The organism is Streptomyces sp. NPDC002463 (assembly GCF_042889835.1).
Lineage (GTDB): Bacteria > Actinomycetota > Actinomycetes > Streptomycetales > Streptomycetaceae > Streptomyces > Streptomyces nymphaeiformis.
Window position 1 is genome coordinate 88032 of the sequence record NZ_JBIARL010000024.1, and the last position, 21232, is coordinate 109263.

Consider the following 21232-nt stretch of genomic DNA (forward strand, 5'->3'; position numbering starts at 1 on the left):
TACGGGTCAGGCCTTGACGTTCACCCCCGCCCAGGCGGCGTCCACGGCCCGGACCTCGGCGCTGCCCGCGCCGTAGAGGTCGGCGGCCGCCTTCAGGGTGCCCTCACGGGCGCCGTGGTAGTCGGTGGTGGAGGTGAAGTACGTGGTCAGCGCCTTGTACCAGATCTGCACCGCCTTGTCGCGGCCGATGCCGGTGACCGTGGAGCCGTCGACGGTCGGGCTGTCGTAGTGCACGCCGTTGATGTCCTTCGCGCCGCTGCCCTCGGACAGCAGGTAGAAGAAGTGGTTGGCGACGCCGGAGGAGTAGTGCACGTCGAGGTTGCCGACCCCGGCGCTCCAGTAGTCGGCCGAACCGCGGCCGTCCTTGCTCGGCCGGTCCTGGTAGCGCAGCGGCTTGCCGTTGCCGAAGAGGTCGATCTTCTCGCCGAGCAGGTAGTCGCCCGGGTCCTGGGCGTTGTTCGCGTTCCACTCCACGGCGGTGCCGAAGATGTCCGAGGTGGCCTCGTTCAGGCCGCCGGACTCGCCGGAGTACTGCAGGTTCGCGGTGGCGGAGGTGACGCCGTGGCTGAACTCGTGGCCGGCGACGTCGAGCTGGGTCAGCGGGTGCTGGTCGTTCGCGCCGTCGCCGTAGGTGATGGTGAAGGACCGGTCGTCCCAGAAGGCGTTCTGGTAGGCGTTGCCGTAGTGGACCCGGGAGACCGGGGCCCGGCCGTCGTTCTTGATGCCGTTGCGGTGCAGGACGTCCTTGTAGAAGTCCCAGGTCTCGGCGGCACCGTAGGCGGCGTCGACGGCGGCGGTCTGGTTGTTGCCGGGGGTGCCGTCGCCCCACGCGTTGTCCGCGTCGGAGAACAGGACGCCCTTGCCGCCCGTACGGTGCTGGAAGTCGAGGACGCTGGAGCCGCCGCGCACGGTGTCGACGAGGTCGAAGCCCTTCGACGACGTGGTGGTGTTGAGCGCGACGGTGCCGCTGTACTGGCCGGCGCCGGTGCCGACCGCGCCGACCTGGGGGTTGCCCGGCTTGGCGGCCGCGGAACCGCCCTTGGCGGTGATGCCGCCGGCTACGTCGTCGATCAGCTGCTGCTCGTACAGCTTCTTGCCGGTGTCGGCGTCGGTGACGACGCGCAGCACGCTCGGGGTGACGCCGTCGTCCTGGGTGCCGGTGACGACGGTCTCGTAGGCGAGGACCGGCTTGCCGTCGGCGGCCCAGATGACCTTGCGGGGGGCGTCGCCGGTGGCGGCACCCGTGGTCCGCGCGGCCTTGGCGGCCTTGACCGCGGCGGACTTGGCGGAGGTCGGGGTCTGCTCGGGGGTGAGCGAGGCGACCTTGACGGCGGCCTTGACGGCCTTGGTGACGTCCTTGACGGCGCCGCCGGCGGCGCGGTGGACGATGAGGTCGCCGCCGAGGACGGGAAGGCCGGCGTAGGTGCGCTCGTAGCGGGTGTGGACCGTGCCGTCGGCGTCCGTGACGACGTCCTTGACGACCAGCTCCTCCTTGGCGCCGAGACCGGGCGGTGGCCGCGGTGGACGTGCCGCCGGAGGGCTTCGGAGCGGCACCCGCCGACGCGGTGGCGGCGCCGGCGGCGATCAGGGTGCCGGTGAGGACGACGGCGCCTGAGGTGAGGGCGAGACGCCGTGCCGTGCCGCCGGTGGGGGAGAGCGAGGACATGTGGTTTCTCCAGGGATTCATGGGGAGTTGGACGGGATCGCCGCCCACCCGTTCAAGGAGGACTGCCTTGATGGGCAGGGACATTCGCAGCCCGTCGCGCACATGTCACGTGCCACAAAAGATGTTTCGCCCCTTGATGCCGGATTTGCCGCCCGCGACTTCATCGGAAGGACAAGATCCCGATACACGCCGACACGACGGCCACAGGAATCCGCAACACACCGGCACGCAGTTACGTTCGGTAATAGCTCGATAATCCTGAGTTTCAGACACTCAAGATCGAAAGTCCGCCCCCTGGGCCGGCGTCGGCAGATGTCCCTCCGGCGAGGGAAAAAGCCCCCGGCGTTAACGCAGCCTTTAACAATGTTTTGGCAGGTCAGGGCGTGAAAAATAGCGTAAAACGGATGACCCGAAGATGGGGACTCCCCAACCGGCACATCGTGGGCTTAACTTATGTGCCATGACCTCCCCCCGCTCCACCTATGGAGGCGGTTACCACACCGCGCCGTCCTTCCCGGACACCCCCATCTACGACTCCCTCGTCGCGGAGCGGGGCACGCCTCAGATCGCCCCGATCCGAGTGCCCGCCGCCTACGACACCGGCAGCAGTTACGCCGGAGCCGGAAGCGGTTCCTACCTGCCGGCGCTCCCCGCGGCACTGCCCGCCCTGCCGGCGGCTCCCAGCCCGCAGCCCGCCCCCGCGTACGGCGGCGGTTACGGCTACCCGCAGCCGGCGGCGCAGATGGCGCCCGTCCCGCTGCAGCACGCCCCCGCGCCGTACATCCCGCAGCAGCCGGTGGCCCCGCGCGGCTACCCGGGCGGCGGGTACCCGCAGCAGCCCCGCCCGGCCGCCGCCGGATACGAGGCGATGCGCCCGGTGGCCCCCCGGCCCGCGCCGGTCCCGGCCCCCGCGCCGTACGACGACCCGTACAACCGTCCTTACCAGGGCGGGGGTTACTGACAAGCTCCGCGCAGCGGCCGACGGGAGGGCCGGAGCGGCTGGCAGGATGAGGGCATGTCTACTCCTCTGCTCCGCTCCGTCCACATCCACCCGGTGAAGGCCATGCGCGCGCTGGCCCGCACGGAGGCCGAGGTCCAGCCGTGGGGGCTGGCCGCGGACCGCCGCTGGACCGTCGTCGACGCCGCGAACAAAGTGGTGACGCAGCGCCGTCACCCGCGGATGGCGCTGGCCACCGCGGAGCCGCTGCCGGGCGGCGGGGTCTCCCTCTCCGCTCCGGGCCACCCGACGCTGGAGGTCGAGGTACCGACCCCCCCACCGGTCACGCCCACCGTCACGGTGGAGATCTTCGACAAGCACGTGGAGGCGGTCCCTGCCGGCCCCGCCGCGGCCGCCTGGCTCTCGGCGTACCTGGAGAGCGACGTACGGCTCGTGCACATGGACGCGCCCGAGCACCGGCGGCCGGTCGACCCCGACTACGCGCTGCCCGGCGAGACCGTGAGCTTCGCGGACGGCTATCCGCTGCTCGTCACCACCACCGCCTCGCTCGACGCCCTCAACTCGCTGATAGCCCAGGGCGACCACGCCGACGAGGGTCCGCTGCCGATGAACCGGTTCCGGCCGAACCTGGTGATCGAGGGCACCGCCCCGTGGGCGGAGGACGGCTGGAAGCGGCTCGCCGTCGGAGAGGTCACCTTCCGGGTCGCCCGGCCCTGCGGGCGCTGCGTCGTGACCACGACGGACCAGCTCACCGCCGAGCGGGGCAAGGAGCCGCTGCGGACCCTCGCCAAGCACCGCACGAGCGACGGCCGGGTCAACTTCGGCCAGAACCTCGTCCCCGAGCACACCGGAACCGTCCGGGTCGGCGACGCGGTGAAGATCCTGGACTGACCGGACTGCCGACCACCGGTCCCGCATCACTTTTCTCCGGCCCGACAGGCGGGGAACCCGGCCCCGGGGCACACTCGTTGGAGGCATGGTGAACATCGAGGCGGTGTACAACTAGGGGGTCCAGACGTGCGCGCAGCCACCGGACTCTGGCGCTGGCGGCACAATCCCGTGCGCCGGACCACTGATCTCGCCGAGGCGTGGATCGCCTTCACGGCGATCGTCCTGCTCTGCCTCCTGGTGCCGCTGACCGGCTGGGCGGCCGGCACCTCCGCGTACGGTTCGCTGTCGCGCGCGGTGCGTACGCAGCAGGCGCAGCGGCTGCCGACGACCGCCCGGGTGGTGCGGCTCGCCGACGGGCCAGTGAGCGGCCCCAGGTCCGTCGAGACCGCCGGGGAGGAGCGGCTGCGGCGCTCGGTCGTGGCCCGCTGGACCGCGCCGGACGGCTCGGCCCGCACGGGCACGGTGGCGACGGCCCGGCAGCACTCCGCGCCCGGCGCCTCCTTCCGGCTCTGGACGGACCGGGACGGGCACCCGGTGGCGCCGCCGATGCAGCCGGGGACGGCTCGCGCGCACGCGTTCATCGCCGGTCTGACGGCCGCGCTCCTCGCCGGTCTCCTGGTGGAGCTCGTCCGCCGCCTCGCCGTCCGAAGACTGGTGCTGCGGAGGTACGCGCGCCTCGACCGCGCCTGGGCGGCGGCGGGTCCCGACTGGGGCCGTACGGGAACGGGGAGCTGACCCGCCCGCACGGCCGCGCGGCGTCCGAGTTCGACCGGTCCACGACCGGGTCCGACCGGTCCGGACCGCCCCGGACCGGCGGTGACGCGTGCCGGGGCGGCGGTCGGCCTCCGGTGCGCCCGGGGGCCGGCGACCCGTCAACCCGGCGGCGCCGCGCGCGCTACGGTGGGGCATCGGATCAGCGGCGAGGCATGAGGCGGGGGCAGGACACACCCATGGCACAGGGCACGGTCCAGGTGACGCACACCGGCACATCGCGGTGGCGGCGCCGCACGGGTGAGTACCCCTCCCTCGCCGCCGCGCTGGAGGCCGCGGGCGACGGGGACGTCCTCACCGTCGCGCCCGGAACCTACCGGGAGAACCTCGTGATCCGACGGGCCGTCACCCTGCGCGGTCCCGAGGGCGGGGTCGGCTCGGTGCGGATCGCACCCCCGGACGGGGTGCCGCTGACCCTCCGCGCCTCCGTCACCGTGCAGGACCTGCACATCGAGGGGCAGGACGTGGCCGCGCCCGCGCTGCTCGTCGAGGACGGCACGCCCGAGCTGCTCGACCTGCGGATCATGACCCGCTCGGCCGCCGGGATCGAGGTGCGGGGCGCCGCCCGGCCGACCGTCCGCCGCTGCACGGTCGACAATCCGGCCGGGGTCGGCATCGCCGTGCTCGACGGCGCGGGCGGGGTGTTCGAGGAGTGCGAGGTGGTCTCCGCCGGGCAGGCGGGCGTCTCCGTGCGCGGCGGCGCGCATCCGCGGCTCGAACGCTGCCGGGTGCACCACGCCTCCGGTGCGGGGATCGCCGTGTCCGGCGAGGGCAGCGGCCTGGAGGGCGTCGGCTGCGAGGTGTACGAGATCAAGGGCGCCGGTCTGCAGATCGCGGCCCGCGCGAGCGCCCACCTCACCGACTCCTCGGTGCACCGCACCTCGGCGGACGGCATCACGCTCGACACGGACGCGGTGCTCACGCTCTCCGACTGCGACATCCACGACGTCCCGGAGAACGCGGTCGACCTGCGCTCGCGTTCGGTGCTGACGCTGACCCGGTCGACCGTCCGCCGCTTCGGGCGCAACGGCCTGTCGGTGTGGGACCCGGGGACGCGGGTGGACGCCAACCAGTGCGAGATCCACGACAGCACGGGCGACTATCCGGCGGTGTGGGTGAGCGACGGGGCGACCGCCGTCCTCGACGCCTGCCGGGTGCACGACGTCCCGGACGCGCTGTTCGTCCTGGACCGCGGCTCGCGCGTCGACGTCGTCGACAGCGATCTGACGCAGGTGCGGAACACCGCGGTGTCGGTGAGCGACGGGGCCACGGCCCAGCTCGACGACTGCCGGATCCGGGAGGCCTCCACGGGCGCCTGGTTCCGGGACCACGGCAGCGGTGGCACCCTCGGCGGCTGCACGATCGACTCGGTGCAGACCGGGGTCATCGTCACCAAGGGCGCCGACCCCACGATCGACCGGTGCGTGGTCACCTCGCCCGCCGAGGCCGGCTTCTACGTGTCGGCGGAGGGCCGCGGCTCCTTCCACGGCTGCCGGGTGACGGGCAGCGGAGGGTACGGCTTCCACGTCACGGACGGCTGCCGGACGGCCCTGCGCAAGTGCCGTACGGAGCGGTGCGCGCGCGGCGGTTACGAGTTCCCCGAGGAGGGCGCGAGCGCGGAGGACTGCACCAGCGACGAGAGCGCCGTCCGCTCCTCCGTGCCCGACGGCGGCACGGTCCTGACCGCCACGCAGTCGGCGGGGCTGCTCGGCACCGTGCCCCCGCCGCGCCCCCCGGTGGCGGTGCCGACCGCGCCGGAGCCCGCTCCGGAGGCGCGCTCCTCGCAGGACGTGCTCGGCGAGCTGGACGCCCTGGTGGGTCTGGAGAGCGTCAAGCTGGAGGTGCGGACCCTCACCAACATGATCGAGGTGGGGCGCCGGCGCCAGGAGGCGGGTCTCAAGGCCGCCTCGGTCCGCCGCCATCTGGTCTTCACGGGCAACCCGGGCACGGGCAAGACGACGGTCGCCCGGCTGTACGGCGAGATCCTCGCCTCGCTCGGGGTCCTGGAGCGCGGACACCTGGTGGAGGTCTCCCGGGTGGACCTGGTCGGCGAGCACATCGGCTCGACAGCGATCCGCACGCAGGAGGCCTTCGACCGGGCGCGCGGCGGCGTCCTCTTCGTCGACGAGGCGTACGCGCTGTCGCCGGAGGACTCCGGGCGGGACTTCGGGCGCGAGGCCATCGACACGCTGGTGAAGCTGATGGAGGACCACCGGGACGCGGTGGTGGTCATCGTCGCCGGGTACACGGCGGAGATGGAGCGCTTCCTCACCGTCAACCCGGGAGTGGCCTCGCGCTTCTCGCGGACCATCACCTTCGGCGACTACGAGCCGGAGGAGCTGCTCCGGATCGTCGGCCAGCAGGCCGACGAGCACGAGTACCGGCTCGCCCCGGGCACGGACGAGGCGCTCCTCACGTACTTCGAGAAGCTGCCCAAGGGCCCGGCGTTCGGCAACGGCCGGACGGCGCGGGGGACCTTCGAGTCGATGGTGGAGCGGCACGCCGGCCGGGTCGCCGCGCTCGCCGAGGCGAGCACGGACGACCTGACCCTGCTCTACCCGGAGGACCTGCCCGAACTCCCCTGATCGGCGACGGTGTCGGTGCGCTGGTGGGGAAGGGCGGGCGGGAGCCGGTCGAGGAGCGCGGAGCGGCAGCGGGCGAACGCCGGATCGGCCTGGTAGTCGGAGTGGGCCAGGATCGGTTCGGGCAGCGGGTGTTCGCGGGTGCGGCCGTACGCGACGGGGTCGAGCAGCACCGCCGCGTCGACGGCCGGACGGCCGTCCTCGGCGGGGACCCGGACGGGGCCGCCGATGGGGTCCGTGGAGCGGTACAGATTGCTCCAGCAGTGCATCGTGCGGTTCAGGCCGCGCAGCGCCTCGGGCCCGAAGTACGCGGGGAACCAGCGGCCGTACAGCCGTTCCAGGGGTGAGCCGTACGTGAGCAGGGCGACCCGGCTCCGGGTGGCGGGCTGCAGCTGCCAGACGGCGGCCGCGGCCAGGACGCTGCCCTGGGAGTGCCCGGAGATGACGAGCCGGCCGCCGGTGCTGCGGGTCCAGGAGCTCATCCGCCAGGTGAGGTCGGGGACCGCGCGCTCGGCGTAGCAGGGCGGCGCGAAGGGATGGGCGGCTCGGGGCCAGAAGGTGCCGACGTCCCAGAGGATGCCGATGGTGCGGCGGGCGGAGGCGTCCCTGTAGGCGCGGCGGCCCCAGGTGACGAAGAGCAGGAAACCGAAGCCGATCATCCACGAGCCGAGGGCCTGGGTGACGGAGGCGAGGGAGGCGATCGCGGGGTGGGCCCCGTCGAAGGCGCGGCCCGGCACGTTTCCGCTGGCCCAGGCGCCCGCGACGGACGCGGCCCCGAGGAACAGGGTCGCTCCCGAGACGACGCCGACGAGGACGGGCGCTGAGTCGGTGAGCGAGGCGCGGGCCCGGCCGGCCGCGATCTGTCCCGTACGGACCGGGTCGGGTTCGTCGGCGGCGTCGTAGTCGGCCTCGACGGCGGCACGCAGGCGCCGGGCGTCCAGGACGGTCCGTACGGCGAGGAGGGCGGCGGGCACGAGGAGGAGCAGGAGGAGGACGGGGATGACCGAGGCCTGCCAGCTGAGGAGGACGGGCGGGCCGATCCTGGCGGAACCCCGGCCCGCCGGCCCGTCGAGCCAGTCGGCGACGCGCTGCGCCACTCCCCCGGACATGACGCCGCCGAGCGCGCACGCGAGCATGGCGACCGCGGGCCCGCCGAGTCCGCGCAGCGCGGTACGGGGGTCCCTGCGGGGCCGCTGGAGAAGCAGGGCGACGACCCCGAGCCCGACGACGAGGCCGCCCTGGACGAGGGTGAGGGCACCGAACACGGCGTCACCGGGGAGGGTTCCGGAGGAGGTCCAGCCGGGCCGGGACCAGCCCGCGTGCACGGCGGTGAACGCGAGCACGGCGAGGGAGGCGGCGGGCAGCCAGGAGACCAGGGCCCGTTCGACGCGCAGGTCGAGCCGGCGCTCGCTGCGGCCGCGCCGGCAGACCACCCAGAGCACGACGACGGCGAGGACCGCGACGGCCGCCTGGAGCACCCAGCCGAGGACGGTACGGAGGCCGTGCGCGCCGGCGTCGTGGCGGGTGGTCGCCGTGACGAGGGCGGCGGCGACGGTGAGGAACCCGGCGGCGGTGTGGGCGGCCCTGAGGCGGGCGACGAGCCGGCGGCCGTACCAGAAGCCGGGGCGGCCGAGCGCGGGGCGGAGCTCCACGGGACCCGCCGGATCGGCGGCGTCCGCGGCCTCGGTGTCGGCCTGGGGTTCCACGACGGGGGCGTCGTACCCGGTGGGCGGGCGCTGCGCCTCGTACGCGCTCCAGGTCCGGTTCGAGAGGTACCAGAGCAGTCCGACGAGCGCGGTGGGCACGAGGGCGGCGAGGGCGAGGCGACGGCCCGGCACGGACCACCAGCCGCCGCGGTCGGCGGAGAGGAAGCCGAGCCAGGAGTAGGCGTCGGTGCAGGCGGTGGTGGCGGCGCACTGCCAGGCCGTCAGATCGAGCGCCACCTCGCAGGCGGCGGCGGCGAGGAGGACGGTGAGCGTGAGGGCGACGAGCCGGACGAGGACCCCGTACAGCCGGACGAGGCCCGGTCTGCCCTGGGCGGGCGGCCGCATCCAGTGCGCCAGGTTGGCCACCATGAAGGGCAGGAGCAGCAGCCAGAGGGCGCGGGCGCCGTCGCCCGAGGTCAGGTTGGACCAGCAGTACGCCTCCGGGACGGGGCGCGCCGCGTACCGCTCGGGGTGCTCCTCGGCGTCGAGGTCCTCGCCGCGCCGGTACACGGCGGCGGTCCGGTCGCCGGTGACCCGCACGGTCCTGGGGTCGTCGAGCATCGACTCGGGGGTGGCTCCGCCGACTCCGTGGACGAGGAGTTCGAGCGCCGCGCCCCCGCTCTGCGGGGCAGGTGTGGCAGGGGACACTGAGGGGACTTCCTCTCAGAGTGGGAAGATGCGACGTCGGCAACAGGATCGCGGACGGCCGTGCGACCGCGCACGGACTCTCACCGAATCCGACACTCATCCCCTTGTCTCCTGCGGAAGGACCGGCCCCGGCGGTGACTGACAACCAGAACCTCCTCGCCGAGCAGCGGCGTGCCCTGATCCTCGACGAGGTACGGCGGCGTGGCGGTGTACGTGTCAACGAACTCACCCGCCGGCTGAACGTCTCGGACATGACGATCCGCCGCGACCTGGACGCGCTGGCCCGGCAGGGCATGGTCGCCAAGGTGCACGGCGGGGCCGTTCCGGTGGCGGAGGCCAGCACCCACGAGCCGGGCTTCGAGGCCAAGTCGGTGCTCGAACCGAGCGCCAAGGACGAGATCGCCCGCACGGCGGCCGCCCTGGTCGCGCCGGGCACGGCCATCGCCCTGTCCGGCGGGACGACCACCTACGCGCTCGCCCGGCACCTGCTCGACGTGCCGGACCTGACGGTGGTGACCAACTCGGTGCGGGTCGCCGACGTGTTCCACGAGGCCCAGCAGACGGGGGGCGGGGGCGAGGCGCGGCGCGGGGCGGCGACGGTCGTCCTGACCGGCGGGGTCCGCACGCCGTCCGACGCGCTGGTGGGGCCGGTCGCGGACCGGGCGATCCGCTCGCTCCACTTCGACCTGCTCTTCCTCGGCGTGCACGGCGTGTCGGTGGAGGCCGGCCTCTCCACGCCGAACCTGGCGGAGGCCGAGACCAACCGCTGCCTGATGCGCTCGGCGCGGCGGGTCGTGGTGGTCGCCGACCACACCAAGTGGGGGACGGTGGGCCTGAGTTCCTTCGCCGCCCTGGACGAGGTCGACACGTGGGTGACGGACCGGGGCCTGCCGGAGGGCGTACGGGCGGAGGTGGCGGAACACCTGCCGGGACTGATGATGCCCGGCCGGGCCGAGGCGTGACCCTCTTCCGGCTGGAGCGGACGGTGCCGCTGGCTCCGGAGGAGGCGTGGCGGCGGCTCACGGACTGGCCGGCGCACGGGCGTCAGGTGCCGCTGACCCGGACGCTCGTCCTGACGCCGGGGCCGAACCGGGCGGGGACGCGGTTCGTCGCCCGCACGGGCCTCGGCCGCCTCTCCTTCGACGACCCGATGGAGGTCGTCCGCTGGGAACCCCCGGCGGCCGGCCGCCCCGGTGTCTGCCGCCTGGAGAAGTCGGGCCGGGTGGTACGGGGGTGGGCGCAGGTGGAGGTCATGGGCACGCGGACCGGCGGCAGCCGGGTGCGCTGGACGGAGGACCTCTCGGTGCGGGGCGTACCGGGGGCCTTCGACGGGCTCCTGGCCCGGGCGGGCCGCCTCGTCTTCGGCCGGGCCTTGAAGGGCGTGCTCCGAGGCGGGTGACCCGGCCCCGTCGTGGGCCGTCGTCGCGGGGCCGCCGCCACGGCCCCCTGTGCTGTTGACACATCGTCAGCTAAGGTGCTGCATCCGCTCGCGTCCCCCAGGGAGGGCCCATGCCGCGCCGACTCACGCCGGTGGAGCTCGACTTCACCGCGTCCGCGCCCGTCCGCCTCGTCTTCACCGCCACCCTCGCCGCGCCCCCGCCAGCCGTCTACCGTTCCGTGGCCGTGGAGGTGGGGAGCCTGCCCTCGTGGTTCACGGCCGTCACCTCCGCCGTCCCGACGGCCGACGGCGCCGGCCGGACCGTCCGGCTCCGCGGCGGGATCGCCTTCGACGAGACGATCCTGGCCTCCGAGCCGGACCTCCGCTACGCCTACCGGGTGGACGCGACGAACGCCCCCGGGGTGACGGCGATGGCGGAGGAGTGGACCCTCTCCCCCACCGGGACGGGCACCCGCCTGCGGTGGACGATGGCCGCCGACGGCGCCGCCCCCTTCCGGCTGGCGCTGCGGCTCGCCGCACCCGGCGTGGGGCTCTCCTTCCGGGACGCGGCGCGCCGCCTCGACCGGCGGCTCACTCCGGCCAGGCCCCCGTCGCCAGGAACCGCTCGATAGCGGCGGAGTACGGGGCGATGTCGAGGCCCTGGACGGCCAGCCAGTCGTCGGAGTAGTACTTGTCGAGGTACCGCTCGCCCGGGTCGCAGATGAGGGTGACGACGCTGCCGGTGCGCTCGTGGGCGACCATCTCCGCGATGATCTTGAAGGCGCTCCACAGGCCGGTGCCGGTGGAGCCGCCCGCCTTGCGGCCGATCGCGGTCTCCAGGGCGCGGACGGCGGCGACGCTCGCCGCGTCGGGGACCTTCATCATGCGGTCGACGGCCCCGGGCACGAAGCTGGGCTCCATGCGGGGGCGGCCGATGCCCTCGATGCGCGAGCCGCAGTCGGCGGTGGCGTTCGGGTCGTGGTGCGTCCAGCCGTCGAAGAAACAGGAGTTCTCGGGGTCGGCGACACAGATCCGGGTGTCGTGCTGCATGTAGTGCACGTAGCGGGCGATGGTCGCCGAGGTGCCGCCGGTGCCGGCGGTGGCGACGATCCAGGCGGGCTCCGGGTACCGCTCCAGCTTCAGCTGCTCGTACATCGACTCGGCGATGTTGTTGTTGCCCCGCCAGTCGGTGGCCCGCTCGGCGTAGGTGAACTGGTCCATGTAGTGGCCGCCGGTGCGCTCGGCGAGGGCGGCGGCCTCCTCGTACATCGTGCGCGAGTCGTCGACGAAGTGGCACTGCCCGCCGTGGAACTCGATGAGCCGGCACTTCTCGGGGCTGGTCGTGCGGGGCATGACGGCGATGAAGGGGACGCCGATCAGCTTCGCGAAGTACGCCTCGGAGACCGCGGTCGAGCCGCTGGACGCCTCGATGACGGGCTTTCCGGGGCGGACCCAGCCGTTGCAGAGGCCGTAGAGGAAGAGGGAGCGGGCGAGGCGGTGCTTGAGGCTGCCGGTGGGGTGGGTCGACTCGTCCTTGAGGTAGAGGTCGATGCCCCACTTCTCGGGCAGGGGGAAGCGCAGGAGATGGGTGTCGGCGGAGCGGTTGGCGTCGGCCTGGACCTTGCGCACGGCCTCCTTGAGCCAGGAGCGGTACGCGGGGTCGCTGCGGTCGATGTCGACGGTGGCCGTCGCGGCAACCGCACTCTCGTGGGTGGTGCTCATCCGTGCCTCTTCTCGCGTGTTGCCTCGGGGGTCTCCCACTGCCGACAATACCGCTCTCACCTGGGCAAACGTTCCCTTTGACGTTCCATAGGCCTTGCTTGTGGACGGGCCGTGGAAGGGCTACTGGTGCGGGCGCCGACGGCCCGGCACACTGGGTACGGCAACCGGGTGAAAGGGGCGGATCGGCATGGCGGAGCCCGAGTTCAGCGCCAGGGGCGTACGGATCGCGCGCTGGCCGCGCTCGCTGACGCGCGCGGGAGAGGTGCGGATCGAGGACGGCCGCCTCGCGCTCCTGACGAGCTACGGCAGCGAGATCGACAGCGCGCCGGTCTCGGCGGTACGGGCGGGGCGGCCGTGGTTCGCGAAGGCGGACGAGACGGTGGCGACCGTGAACGGCACGCGGTACCGGCTGACGCTCCAGGACCACGACCGCGGCCGTGACGACGGGTCCCGGGCGTCGGGCCGTTTCCTCGCGGCGCTGAAGAGGGCGGCGGGACGGTCCTGACACCCCTGACGGCGTCCTGAGCTGCGGCGGCTCGCGGCGAGTTGCGGTGCGGTCACGGCTGGTCCAGGCTGGAATCCACCTCACTGAGGGTTCAGCGGTGGTGACGCTGCGATCAGGTCACCGCCCCCTTCTGCACCGCAGAGACAGATCCGTATCTTCGTCTTCTTCCGGACCACTTCGGGGAGTCGCAGCCGTGATCAGCGAGCCGAGCAGGTACTACGCGGTGGAGCTTCAGGCCCTGCCGTCGCGGATCGGACAGGTCCGCCGCATCATCTCCGCCCATCTCCGACATTGGCAGCTGGACGCCTTGATCGACCAGGCCGTCCTGGGCGTGACCGAACTTCTGACGAACGTGCACCGACACGCCCAGCCGGACAAGGGCTGCACGGTGGAGATCGAGCTGCTGCTCGACCGTCTCACCGTCTCCGTCCGGGACCACGATCCCCGTATCCCCGAGGTCTGCCCCGCCGACGCCTTCGGCCCGGTGGACGACCTCGACGCGCTCGCCACCTGCGGCCGGGGACTCGGCATCGTCGGGGCGGTCAGCGAGAGCTGGGGCATCCGGCCGTGCGGCGCATCCGGCAAGGTCGTGTGGTTCACCCTCACGGCGCCGCCCGTCGGCGACCCCGTCGAGGAGTGCGCACGCGCCGGGTTCGGCCCCGCGCCCGAGGGCCCGTTCGCGGGCATCGGCTACAGCCGGTTCCCAGGCGTGCCGCTCAGCTCGCCGGCCGAGCCGCTGTCGGCACCGTCGGTGGCCCGCCCGGTCCTGGCGGGCCGGACGGGCTGACGAGGCCACTCGGGGGTGCCCGTCACTCCGTGGCGATCGCCCGGAGGATCTCGAGCCGCGCCGCACGGCGGGCCGGGCGCCAGGCCGCCAGGGCACCCGCCACGAGCCCGACCAGGGCGACGGCCGCGAGCCGCACGGCGGGCACGGCGAACACGAACGCGCTGTCGCCCGAGGCGCGGACGAGGACCCAGCCGAGGAAGCCGCCGAGGGCGAGCCCGCCGACCGTCCCGAAGGCGGCGACCAGGACGGACTCCCAGCGGACCATGGCCCGCAGTTGGGAGCGGGTCTGCCCGACGGCCCGCAACAGGCCCAGTTCGCGGGTCCGTTCGTGGACGGCGAGGGTCAGCGTGTTCGCGATGCCGAGCAGCGCGATCAGGACCGCGAGCGCGAGGAGCGCGTAGACGAGGGTGAGCATCATGTCGATGCCGCCCGCCGAGGCCTCCGCGTACTCGGCGCGGGTCTGCACCTCCGGATGGCCGTACCGGTCGGCGACCGCGGTCACGGCGGCCTTGCCGTCCTCGGCGCGGACGCCGTCCGCGAAGGAGACGGCGACCAGCCGGTCGGCGTCCTGGGTGCGGTGCGGCGCCCAGGCCGCCCGGGTGACGAGGTAGTCGCCGGCGAGGTCGGAGCGTTCGTACACCGCGCGGACCGTGAAGGTGTGCCGGCTGCCGTCGGTGAACGTCAGCTCGGCGGTCCGGCCGGGTGCGAGACCGGAGGCGGCGGCCTCGTCGGCGGCGACGGCGAGCCCGTCCGTACCGAGTGCGGTGAGGGAACCCCGTACCTCTCCCAGGTCCAGGACGCGGGCGAGCGCGGCCGGGTCGGTGACCGTGAGCGCGCGGCCCCGGCCGTCCACCTCGGCGACGCCGCGCCCCAGGCCCACGGCGGTGTCGACCTCGGGCAGCGCGGCGACGGCCGGGGCGAGACGGGGGCTGAGCCCGCTGCCGCCCGCGCCGAACGAGGGCGCGCCGACGGCCACGTCCCCGGCGAAGGAGCGGTCGACGGTGCGGTCCATGGTCGCCTTGAGGGAGGCGCCGAAGACCGTGAAGAGGGTGACGACGGCGACCCCGATCATCAGGGCGGTGGCCGTCGCGGCCGTACGGCCCGGGCTGCGCAGGGCGTTGCGGCGGGCGAGGCCGCGGTTGACGCCGCGCAGCGGGCGGCCGAGCACCCGTACGGCGAGGGAGGCGGCGACCGGGCCGAGGACCACGAACGCGGCGACGGCGAGCACGGCCCCGGTGGCGGCGAGCCACAGCGAAGGGCTGCTGCCGAGGACGCCGGCGAGGACCGTGCCGACGGCGGCGGCGAGCAGGGCGCCGCCGGTCAGCGCGCGGCGGCGCGAGGTGCCCGAGCCGTCCACGTCCGTCTCGCGGAGCGCGGCGAGCGGGGCCGTCCGCCCGGCCCGTACGGCCGGCAGGAGCGCGGAACCGGCGCAGACCGCGAGTCCGACGCCGAGCGGCAGGAGGAGGGAGGTGCCGGTCACGACGAGGTCGCCCTCGGGGAACGGGAAGCCGATCGCGGGGAACAGCGCCTGGAGTCCGGCGGCCACGCCGATCCCGGCGAGGAGCCCGGCGAGCGAGGCGAGCAGTCCGACGGTGAGCGCCTCGGCGAGGGTGCCGGTGACGATCTGGCGGCGGGCGGCGCCGATGGCTCGCAGGAGGGCGTTCTCGCGGGTCCGCTGGGCGACGAGGACGGCGAAGGTGTTGTGGATGGTGAAGACGGAGACGAGGACCGCGACCCCGCTGAACACGAGCAGGAAGGTGGTGAAGAGGTCCAGGAAGCGGCCGGAGACCATCTCGGTGTTCTCCTCGGCGGCCTGCTGTCCGGTGATCGCCTCGACGCCGTCGGGCAGCGCGGGCCCCAGCGCGGCGACCAGCTCCTCCTGGGAGACGCCCGGCGCGGCGCGTACGGCGATGCTCGTCGCCTCTCCGGGGCGGGCCGTCAGGTACTTCTCGGCGTCGGCGCGGGTGAGGCCGGTCCAGGTGACCTGCCCCATGCCGTCGGCGCCGCCGAAGGTGGCCAGGCCGACGACGGTGACCTTCACCGGGTCGGGGGTGCGCAGGACCGTCGTGTCGCCGATGCCGAGACCGGCCGTCTTCGCGGCGCCCCGGTTGACGACGACCTCGCCGGGAGCACCGGGCTCGCGACCCTCCGCGAGGCGGTACGGGTTGAGGGCGGCGTCCTCGATCCAGTTGCCCGCGAGGGTGGGCGGGCCCTTGCCGCCCACGGGGGTGCCGTCGGCGGCGAGGAGCTGGCCCGCGCCCTCGATCCGGGGTGCGGCGGCGGCGACGCCGGGGACCCGGGCGAGGCGCTCGGCGAGGGCGGCGTCGACGGGTCCGCGGGTGCCCTGCGCCTCGCCGGCGGCGGTCACGGTGGTGGCGCTGCGGACGATGGCGTCGGTGCCGCGGGTGGCGCTGGTGAACATCGAGTCGAAGCTCGCGCGGAGGGTGTCGCCCATGACGAGGGTGCCGGTGAGGAAGGCGACGCCGAGGAGGACGGCGGCGAAGGTGCCGAGGAAGCGGCGCCGGTGGGCGCGGAGCGAGGACCTGGCGAGCCGGAGGGTGGCGGGGGTGTTCATGGCGCACCTCCGGGGACCGTCGTGGCGCCCGTGTCGAAGGCCTTCATGCGGTCGAGGACGAGGTCGGCCGTGGGGCCGGTCATGCGGTCGACGAGCCGCCCGTCCGCGAGGAAGATCACCTCGTCGGCGTGGGCGGCGGCGACCGGGTCGTGGGTGACCATGACGACCGTACGGCCGGTGTCGCGGACCGTACGGCCGAGCAGGCGGAGCACCTCCTCGCCGGACCGCGAGTCGAGGTTGCCGGTGGGTTCATCGGCGAAGACGACGTCGGGGTCGTCGGCGAACGCGCGGGCGACGGCGACGCGTTGCTGCTGTCCGCCGGAGAGCTCGCTCGGCCGGTGGTGGAGGCGGTCGCGCAGGCCGACGGTGTCGACGAGCCGGTCGAACCGCCGGCGGTCGACGGGGCGCCCGGCGAGGTCGAGCGGGAGGGTGATGTTCTCGGCGACGGTGAGGGTCGGGAGCAGGTTGAAGGCCTGGAAGACGAAGCCGATCCGGTCGCGGCGCAGCAGGGTCAGGCGCCGGTCGTCGAGGGTGGACAGGTCGGTGTCGCCGACGAGCGCGGCGCCGGAGGTGAGCGTGTCGAGCCCGGCGGCGCAGTGCATCAGGGTGGACTTCCCGGACCCCGAGGGGCCCATGACGGCGGTGAAGCGGCCGGCGGGGAAGTCGACGCTCACCCCGTCGAGGGCCCTGACCTCGGTGTCGCCGCGGCCGTACACCTTGACGGCGTCGACGACCCGGGCGGCGGGGGTGGTCATGTCCGGCGCCCCTTCGGATCCGTGGCGCGGCGGCCGAACTGCTCCTCGAGGACGCTCAGGCGCCTCCAGTACTCGTCCTCGTCGATCTCGCCGGCCGCGAACCGGTGGCCGAGCAGGGAGATGGGCGAGCGCTCGTCGGGCCCGGCGTCGCGCCACGGTCCGCCCCGGCGCCATCCGACGCGGCGGGCGACGGTGACGATCCCGATGACGACGGCGGCCCAGACGAGGGGGAAGAAGAGGACCCACGGGCCGGGGCCCGCGTAGGCGAGTGTGTTCATGAGGGTTCAGCTCCTCGGTGTCGTGTCCGTGGTTCGAGGCTCCCTCCGGAGGGGGGTCCGGGTCGTCGTACGGGCAGCGGCTCCTGACGTACGACACCGGGAGTACGTCGCCGCGGTCGGCGCTCCTTCCGATCTGTACCTACTGGTATGTACAGTGCGGTCATGAGCATGAGCACCTCGGAGCGGCTGATCGAGGCGACCCGCGAACTGCTGTGGGAGCGCGGCTACGTCGGCACGAGCCCCAAGGCCGTCCAGCAGGCGGCGGGCGCGGGCCAGGGCAGCATGTACCACCACTTCGCCGGCAAGCAGGACCTGGCGCTCGCCGCCATCCGGCGCTCGGCGGAGGAGCTGGGTGCGGCGGCCGAGGCGGTCCTCGGCGGCGGGGGTTCGGCGTACGCCCGCATCGAGGCGTACCTGCTGCGCGAGCGCGACGTCCTGCGCGGCTGCCCGGTGGGCCGGCTGACCATGGACCCGGAGGTCGTCGCGGACCCGGAGCTGCGCGCACCGGTCGAGGAGGTGCTCGGCCGGGTGCGGGGCCGGCTCGCCGAGGTCGTCCGGGAGGGCCTGGACAGCGGCGAACTGAGCGGCGGCCTCGATCCGGAGGAGATCGCGGCGACGGTCCTCGCGACCGTGCAGGGCGGGTACGTGCTGGCCCGCGCGACGGGTTCCCGCGCGCCCTTCGACACCGCCGTACGCGGACTGCTCGCGCTGCTCGCCCCCTGACCTCACCCGCCCCGGAGAACCGGAGAAACGGAGCCTTCCCGTGCACGCGATGCAGTACGAGATCACCCTGCCCGCCGACTACGACATGGAGATCATCCGCAAGCGGGTGGCGACCAAGGGGCATCTGCTCGACGCCTTCCCCGGGCTCGGCCTCAAGGCGTATCTGATCCGGGAGCGCGAGGACGGCTCGCCCGTGAACCAGTACGCGCCGTTCTACCTCTGGGCCACCCCCGAGGGCATGAACTCCTTCCTCTGGGGCCCCGGTTTCCAGGGCATCGTGAACGACTTCGGACGGCCGGTGGTGCAGCACTGGACGGGCCTGGCGTACGAGGAGGGGCCGGCGGCCGCGTCGGCGCCGGGTGCCGCGACGCGCCGGAGGGTCGCGCTCGGGGAGGGTGTCCCGCCGGGCGAGGCCGTGGCGGAGGCGGTGGCCCGGCACGCGCGGGAGGCGCGGCGGGACGGGGTGGTGGCCTCCGCCCTCGCGGTGGACCCGCGGCACTGGGAGCTGCTGAGCCTCACCCTGTGGGCGGGCCCGGAAGCGCCCGCCGACGAGGGCGAGCGCTTCCGGGTGCTGCATCTGTCGGCGCCGGGCCGCGTGGCGCTCGGCGCCGGCCGTCAGTGGTGAGACGGGGCCCCGGTGGACCTCAGGCCACGGCGACGAGGGTGAGGTAGGCGATGCCGAGGATCCCCCGGTAGCCGTTGAGCCAGCCGGCACGCTGCCGGTCGACGCGCTCGCGCGTCTCGGCGGCGAGCGGGTGGTCGGGGTGGGCGGCGAGCCAGACCTCGGTGTCGTACCGGTAGCCGGACTCGAACTCCTCCCACTCCTCCGCGCTCGCCGTCTCGATCCACGCGGGCCGGAACCCCGCCTCGATGGCGAGGTCGACGAGCGCGCCGAGGGAGAGGTGGTCTCCGGTGCTCGCGCCGGGCCACATCCCCGCGAGCTCCGCCTCGGTGGGCGTGCGCTCCCAGAAGCCCTCGCCGAGTACGACCCGCCCGCCGGGCCGGACGAGCCGGCGCAGCTCGCGCAGGACGGTGGCGGGGTCGTACGGCAGTTCGGGGTCGCAGAGCGCCTGGCTGGACCCGAGGCAGAGGATCGCGTCGACGGGGCCCCGGTCGGTGCCGAGCGCCGACTCCTCGACGAAGGCCACGCGGTCGGCGAGCCCGCGCCGCTCGGCGAGATCCCGGCCGCGGGCCAGGTCCTCGGCGTTGATGTCGATCCCGGCGCCCTTGGCGCCGGGGGCCGCCTCCAGGACGCGGAGGAGCAGCTCTCCCCAGCCGCAGCCGATGTCGAGGACGTCGGCGGGGCCGGCGGCGGCGAGCCGCTCGACCATGCGGGTGGCACGGGCCTCGGAGAGGGGGCCGTGGAAGGTGAGGCTGCCGAGGCGCGGGGGAAGGTCGGCTGCGGAAGAGGCGTCGGACTCCGAAGTGATCATGAGGGGGAACAGTACGGCGTCCCCGCGCCTCCGACCACCGGTTTCCCGGGGCAGGCCCTAGCCTGGGGGCGTGTACACCACGCGCGTGTCCCGCCACATCGACGCCCCCGCCGCGGTCGTCTACCGGTCGCTCCTCGACCCGGAGGCCGTCGCGCGGTGGCGGGTGCCGTACGGCATGACCTGCGAGGTGCACGCCTTCGAGGCGCGCGAAGGGGGCGCGTTCCGGGTGTCGCTGCGGTACGAGTCGCCCGGGGGCGCCGGGAAGTCGGGGGCTCGTACGGACACGTACCACGGCACCTTCCTGGAGCTGGTGCCGTACGAACGGGTCGTCGAGAGCATCGAGTTCGAGACGCCCGAGCCCTCGCTGCGCGGCACCATGATCCTCACGACGACGCTGACGGCGATCGGCGGAGGGACCGAGGTCCAGCTCGTCCACGAGGGGGTGCCGGACGCCGTTCCGCCCGCCGAGAACGAGACCGGCACCCGCATGGCCCTCGACCGGCTGGCCGCCCTGGCGGAGGGGCGCCCCGACCCCCGGGACTGACCCCGTCAGGCCGGTTCGCGGCCCAGCGCGGCGAGCGGGTCGTCGAGGACCGGCTGCCAGGCGAGCTCGGCCGCACCGACGAGGCTGTTGTGGTCCAGGGTGCAGGGGAGGATCGGCACACCGCCGCTGCGGCCCCAGAGGCTGCGGTCGGCGACGACCGCCCGGAGCCGCTCGGGGTCGGCGTCGAGGAGCTCGCGGTGCAGCCCGCCGAGGATGATCCGGTCGGGGTTGAGGATGTTCACCAGGCCGGCGAGGCCCAGGCCGAGCCGGTCGATCAGCTCCCCCACCGCGACCCGCACGCCCGGGTCGTCGGGGCTCGTGCGCAGCAGGTCGCGGGACTGCTGGAGCAGGGAGACCTCGGGGCCGGGCACCCGGCCGGCGGCGGTGAGGAAGGCGAGCGGGTCGGTCTCGACGTCGAGGCAGCCGCGGCTGCCGCAGTGGCAGGGACGGCCCTCGGGGTTGACCGTCAGATGGCCGACCTCCAGGGCGAGGCCCGAACTCCCCGTGTGCAGGCGCCCGTCGAGGACGAGCGCGCCGCCGACGCCCCGGTGGCCGGTGGCGACGCAGAGCAGGTCCCGGGCGCCGCGGCCAGCACCGTGGCGGTGCTCGGCGAGCGCGGCGAGGTTGACGTCGTTGCCGGTGAAGGCGGGGCCTTCGATCCCGGCGGCCCGCACCCGCTCGGCGAAGATCTCCCGGACGGGTGCCCCGGCGGGCCAGGCGAGGTGGAGCGGATTGAGCGCCGTGCCCTCGGGTTCGGCGACGGCGGAGGGTGCGGCGAGTCCGGCGCCGACGCAGCGGCGGCCGCTCTCCCGGAGCAGCGCGGCCCCCGCGTCGACGACGGCGCCGAGGACCTGCGCGGGGTCGGCGGAGACGGTGACGCAGCCGGGGGCGGTGGCCACGATGGTGCCGCCGAGGCCGACGAGGGCGGCGCGGAAGCCGTCGGCGTGGACCTGGGCGGCGAGGGCGACGGGGCCCTTCTCGTCGACGGCGAGGCGGTGCGAGGGCCGTCCCTGGGACCCGGCGGCGGCACCGGGGTTGGAGTCGACGCGGATGAGGCCGAGGGCCTCCAGCTCGGCGGCGACGGCGCCGGCGGTGGCGCGGGTGACGCCGAGCTCGGCGGTGAGGACGGCCCGGGTCGGCGCCCTGCCGGTGTGCACCAGTTCCAGCGCGGGGCCGAGCGCGTTACGCCCCCTGTCCAGCCGTGTCCGGGTCGTCGTCGCCTTGCCGTTCATGGGGGTGAGTCTCCCATGATCGGGCCGGGCCGCCGTCCCCGCCCGGTTGATTCCGCCGCCTCTCCGCCCCTATCCTGA

General features: G+C 74.3%; 20 protein-coding genes. 12 read left to right on the plus strand and 8 right to left on the minus strand.

Annotated elements, in window-relative coordinates; translation table 11 throughout:
- Positions 1-6: 6 nt before the first annotated feature.
- Positions 7-1554, minus strand: coding sequence for a M4 family metallopeptidase (locus ACFYX3_RS35195; protein WP_389022534.1), 1548 nt, complete (start codon positions 1552-1554; stop codon positions 7-9).
- Positions 1555-2126: 572 nt separating this feature from the next.
- On the opposite strand from ACFYX3_RS35195, the gene ACFYX3_RS35200 reads away from it, so the two are divergent.
- From ACFYX3_RS35200 to ACFYX3_RS35215, 4 genes are all read left to right on the plus strand, one after another.
- Complete coding sequence (locus tag ACFYX3_RS35200; RefSeq protein ID WP_376588669.1) at positions 2127-2627, plus strand: DUF6643 family protein; 501 nt, start codon at positions 2127-2129, stop codon at positions 2625-2627.
- Positions 2628-2681: 54 nt separating this feature from the next.
- Positions 2682-3515: an MOSC domain-containing protein gene (locus tag ACFYX3_RS35205; protein ID WP_389022539.1), complete on the plus strand. Its 834-nt coding sequence runs from the start codon at positions 2682-2684 to the stop codon at positions 3513-3515.
- Between the two features lie 126 nt (positions 3516-3641).
- Positions 3642-4250: a hypothetical protein gene (locus tag ACFYX3_RS35210; RefSeq protein WP_389022542.1), complete on the plus strand. Its 609-nt coding sequence runs from the start codon at positions 3642-3644 to the stop codon at positions 4248-4250.
- Between the two features lie 215 nt (positions 4251-4465).
- Positions 4466-6871, plus strand: coding sequence for a right-handed parallel beta-helix repeat-containing protein (locus ACFYX3_RS35215; protein WP_376588675.1), 2406 nt, complete (start codon positions 4466-4468; stop codon positions 6869-6871).
- Here the strand turns inward: ACFYX3_RS35215 and ACFYX3_RS35220 are convergent.
- Entirely contained in the window at positions 6841-9222 is a 2382-nt protein-coding gene (locus tag ACFYX3_RS35220) for a hypothetical protein (RefSeq protein WP_389022546.1), read from the minus strand. The two genes, ACFYX3_RS35215 and ACFYX3_RS35220, sit on opposite strands and share 31 nt — an antisense overlap.
- Before the next feature lie 134 nt (positions 9223-9356).
- On the opposite strand from ACFYX3_RS35220, the gene ACFYX3_RS35225 reads away from it, so the two are divergent.
- The 3 genes from ACFYX3_RS35225 to ACFYX3_RS35235 all read left to right on the plus strand — a co-directional run bounded on the left by ACFYX3_RS35225 (position 9357) and on the right by ACFYX3_RS35235 (position 11232).
- Positions 9357-10184 carry a DeoR/GlpR family DNA-binding transcription regulator gene (locus ACFYX3_RS35225; protein ID WP_376588679.1) on the plus strand — a complete coding sequence of 276 codons (828 nt, stop codon included), beginning with the start codon at positions 9357-9359 and terminating at the stop codon, positions 10182-10184.
- On the plus strand, positions 10181-10621 hold the full coding sequence (locus tag ACFYX3_RS35230; RefSeq protein WP_389022551.1) for an SRPBCC family protein: 441 nt from the start codon (positions 10181-10183) through the stop codon (positions 10619-10621). The genes ACFYX3_RS35225 and ACFYX3_RS35230 overlap by 4 nt, the downstream gene beginning before the upstream one ends.
- Positions 10622-10731: 110 nt before the next feature.
- Positions 10732-11232, plus strand: coding sequence for an SRPBCC family protein (locus tag ACFYX3_RS35235; protein ID WP_389022555.1), 501 nt, complete (start codon positions 10732-10734; stop codon positions 11230-11232).
- Here ACFYX3_RS35235 and ACFYX3_RS35240 read toward each other — a convergent pair.
- The gene (locus ACFYX3_RS35240; RefSeq protein WP_382657938.1) at positions 11192-12322 is read right to left on the minus strand and encodes a PLP-dependent cysteine synthase family protein; all 1131 of its coding nucleotides are present in this window, start codon (positions 12320-12322) and stop codon (positions 11192-11194) included. The genes ACFYX3_RS35235 and ACFYX3_RS35240 overlap by 41 nt on opposite strands.
- Before the next feature lie 187 nt (positions 12323-12509).
- Here ACFYX3_RS35240 and ACFYX3_RS35245 point away from each other — a divergent pair, with 187 nt between their 5' ends.
- Together ACFYX3_RS35245 and ACFYX3_RS35250 are read left to right on the plus strand one after the other, a co-directional pair.
- Entirely contained in the window at positions 12510-12827 is a 318-nt protein-coding gene (locus ACFYX3_RS35245) for a hypothetical protein (RefSeq protein WP_389022560.1), read from the plus strand.
- A 193-nt stretch (positions 12828-13020) separates the two neighbouring features.
- Positions 13021-13614: an ATP-binding protein gene (locus ACFYX3_RS35250; protein WP_389022563.1), complete on the plus strand. Its 594-nt coding sequence runs from the start codon at positions 13021-13023 to the stop codon at positions 13612-13614.
- Positions 13615-13636: 22 nt separating this feature from the next.
- On the opposite strand, the gene ACFYX3_RS35255 is transcribed toward ACFYX3_RS35250, so the two are convergent.
- Genes ACFYX3_RS35255 through ACFYX3_RS35265 form a run of 3 tightly spaced genes read right to left on the minus strand, consistent with a single transcriptional unit; the run spans position 13637 to position 17222 of the window.
- Positions 13637-16189, minus strand: coding sequence for an ABC transporter permease (locus ACFYX3_RS35255; RefSeq protein ID WP_389022567.1), 2553 nt, complete (start codon positions 16187-16189; stop codon positions 13637-13639).
- Complete coding sequence (locus ACFYX3_RS35260) at positions 16186-16944, minus strand: ABC transporter ATP-binding protein (RefSeq protein ID WP_389022570.1); 759 nt, start codon at positions 16942-16944, stop codon at positions 16186-16188. The genes ACFYX3_RS35255 and ACFYX3_RS35260 overlap by 4 nt, the downstream gene beginning before the upstream one ends.
- A complete protein-coding gene (locus ACFYX3_RS35265) occupies positions 16941-17222 on the minus strand; it encodes an SHOCT domain-containing protein (RefSeq protein WP_389022574.1) in 282 nt (93 codons plus the stop codon). Before ACFYX3_RS35265 ends, ACFYX3_RS35260 begins: the two co-directional genes overlap by 4 nt.
- A 147-nt stretch (positions 17223-17369) precedes the next feature.
- On the opposite strand from ACFYX3_RS35265, the gene ACFYX3_RS35270 reads away from it, so the two are divergent.
- Positions 17370-17945 carry a TetR/AcrR family transcriptional regulator gene (locus ACFYX3_RS35270; RefSeq protein WP_359513811.1) on the plus strand — a complete coding sequence of 192 codons (576 nt, stop codon included), beginning with the start codon at positions 17370-17372 and terminating at the stop codon, positions 17943-17945.
- 40 nt (positions 17946-17985) lie between these two features.
- The gene (locus ACFYX3_RS35275) at positions 17986-18570 is read left to right on the plus strand and encodes a DUF4865 family protein (protein ID WP_389022578.1); all 585 of its coding nucleotides are present in this window, start codon (positions 17986-17988) and stop codon (positions 18568-18570) included.
- Positions 18571-18589: 19 nt separating this feature from the next.
- On the opposite strand, the gene ACFYX3_RS35280 is transcribed toward ACFYX3_RS35275, so the two are convergent.
- Positions 18590-19378 (minus strand): methyltransferase, encoded by a 789-nt coding sequence (locus ACFYX3_RS35280; RefSeq protein ID WP_389022581.1) that lies wholly within the window; start codon positions 19376-19378, stop codon positions 18590-18592.
- 70 nt (positions 19379-19448) lie between these two features.
- Between ACFYX3_RS35280 and ACFYX3_RS35285 the strand changes: the two genes are divergently transcribed.
- Positions 19449-19922 carry an SRPBCC family protein gene (locus ACFYX3_RS35285; RefSeq protein ID WP_389022584.1) on the plus strand — a complete coding sequence of 158 codons (474 nt, stop codon included), beginning with the start codon at positions 19449-19451 and terminating at the stop codon, positions 19920-19922.
- Between the two features lie 5 nt (positions 19923-19927).
- Here the strand turns inward: ACFYX3_RS35285 and ACFYX3_RS35290 are convergent, their stop codons facing one another.
- Positions 19928-21154, minus strand: a complete 1227-nt coding sequence (locus ACFYX3_RS35290) for an ROK family protein (RefSeq protein WP_116162440.1) — start codon at positions 21152-21154, stop codon at positions 19928-19930.
- Between the last annotated feature and the right edge of the window lie 78 nt (positions 21155-21232).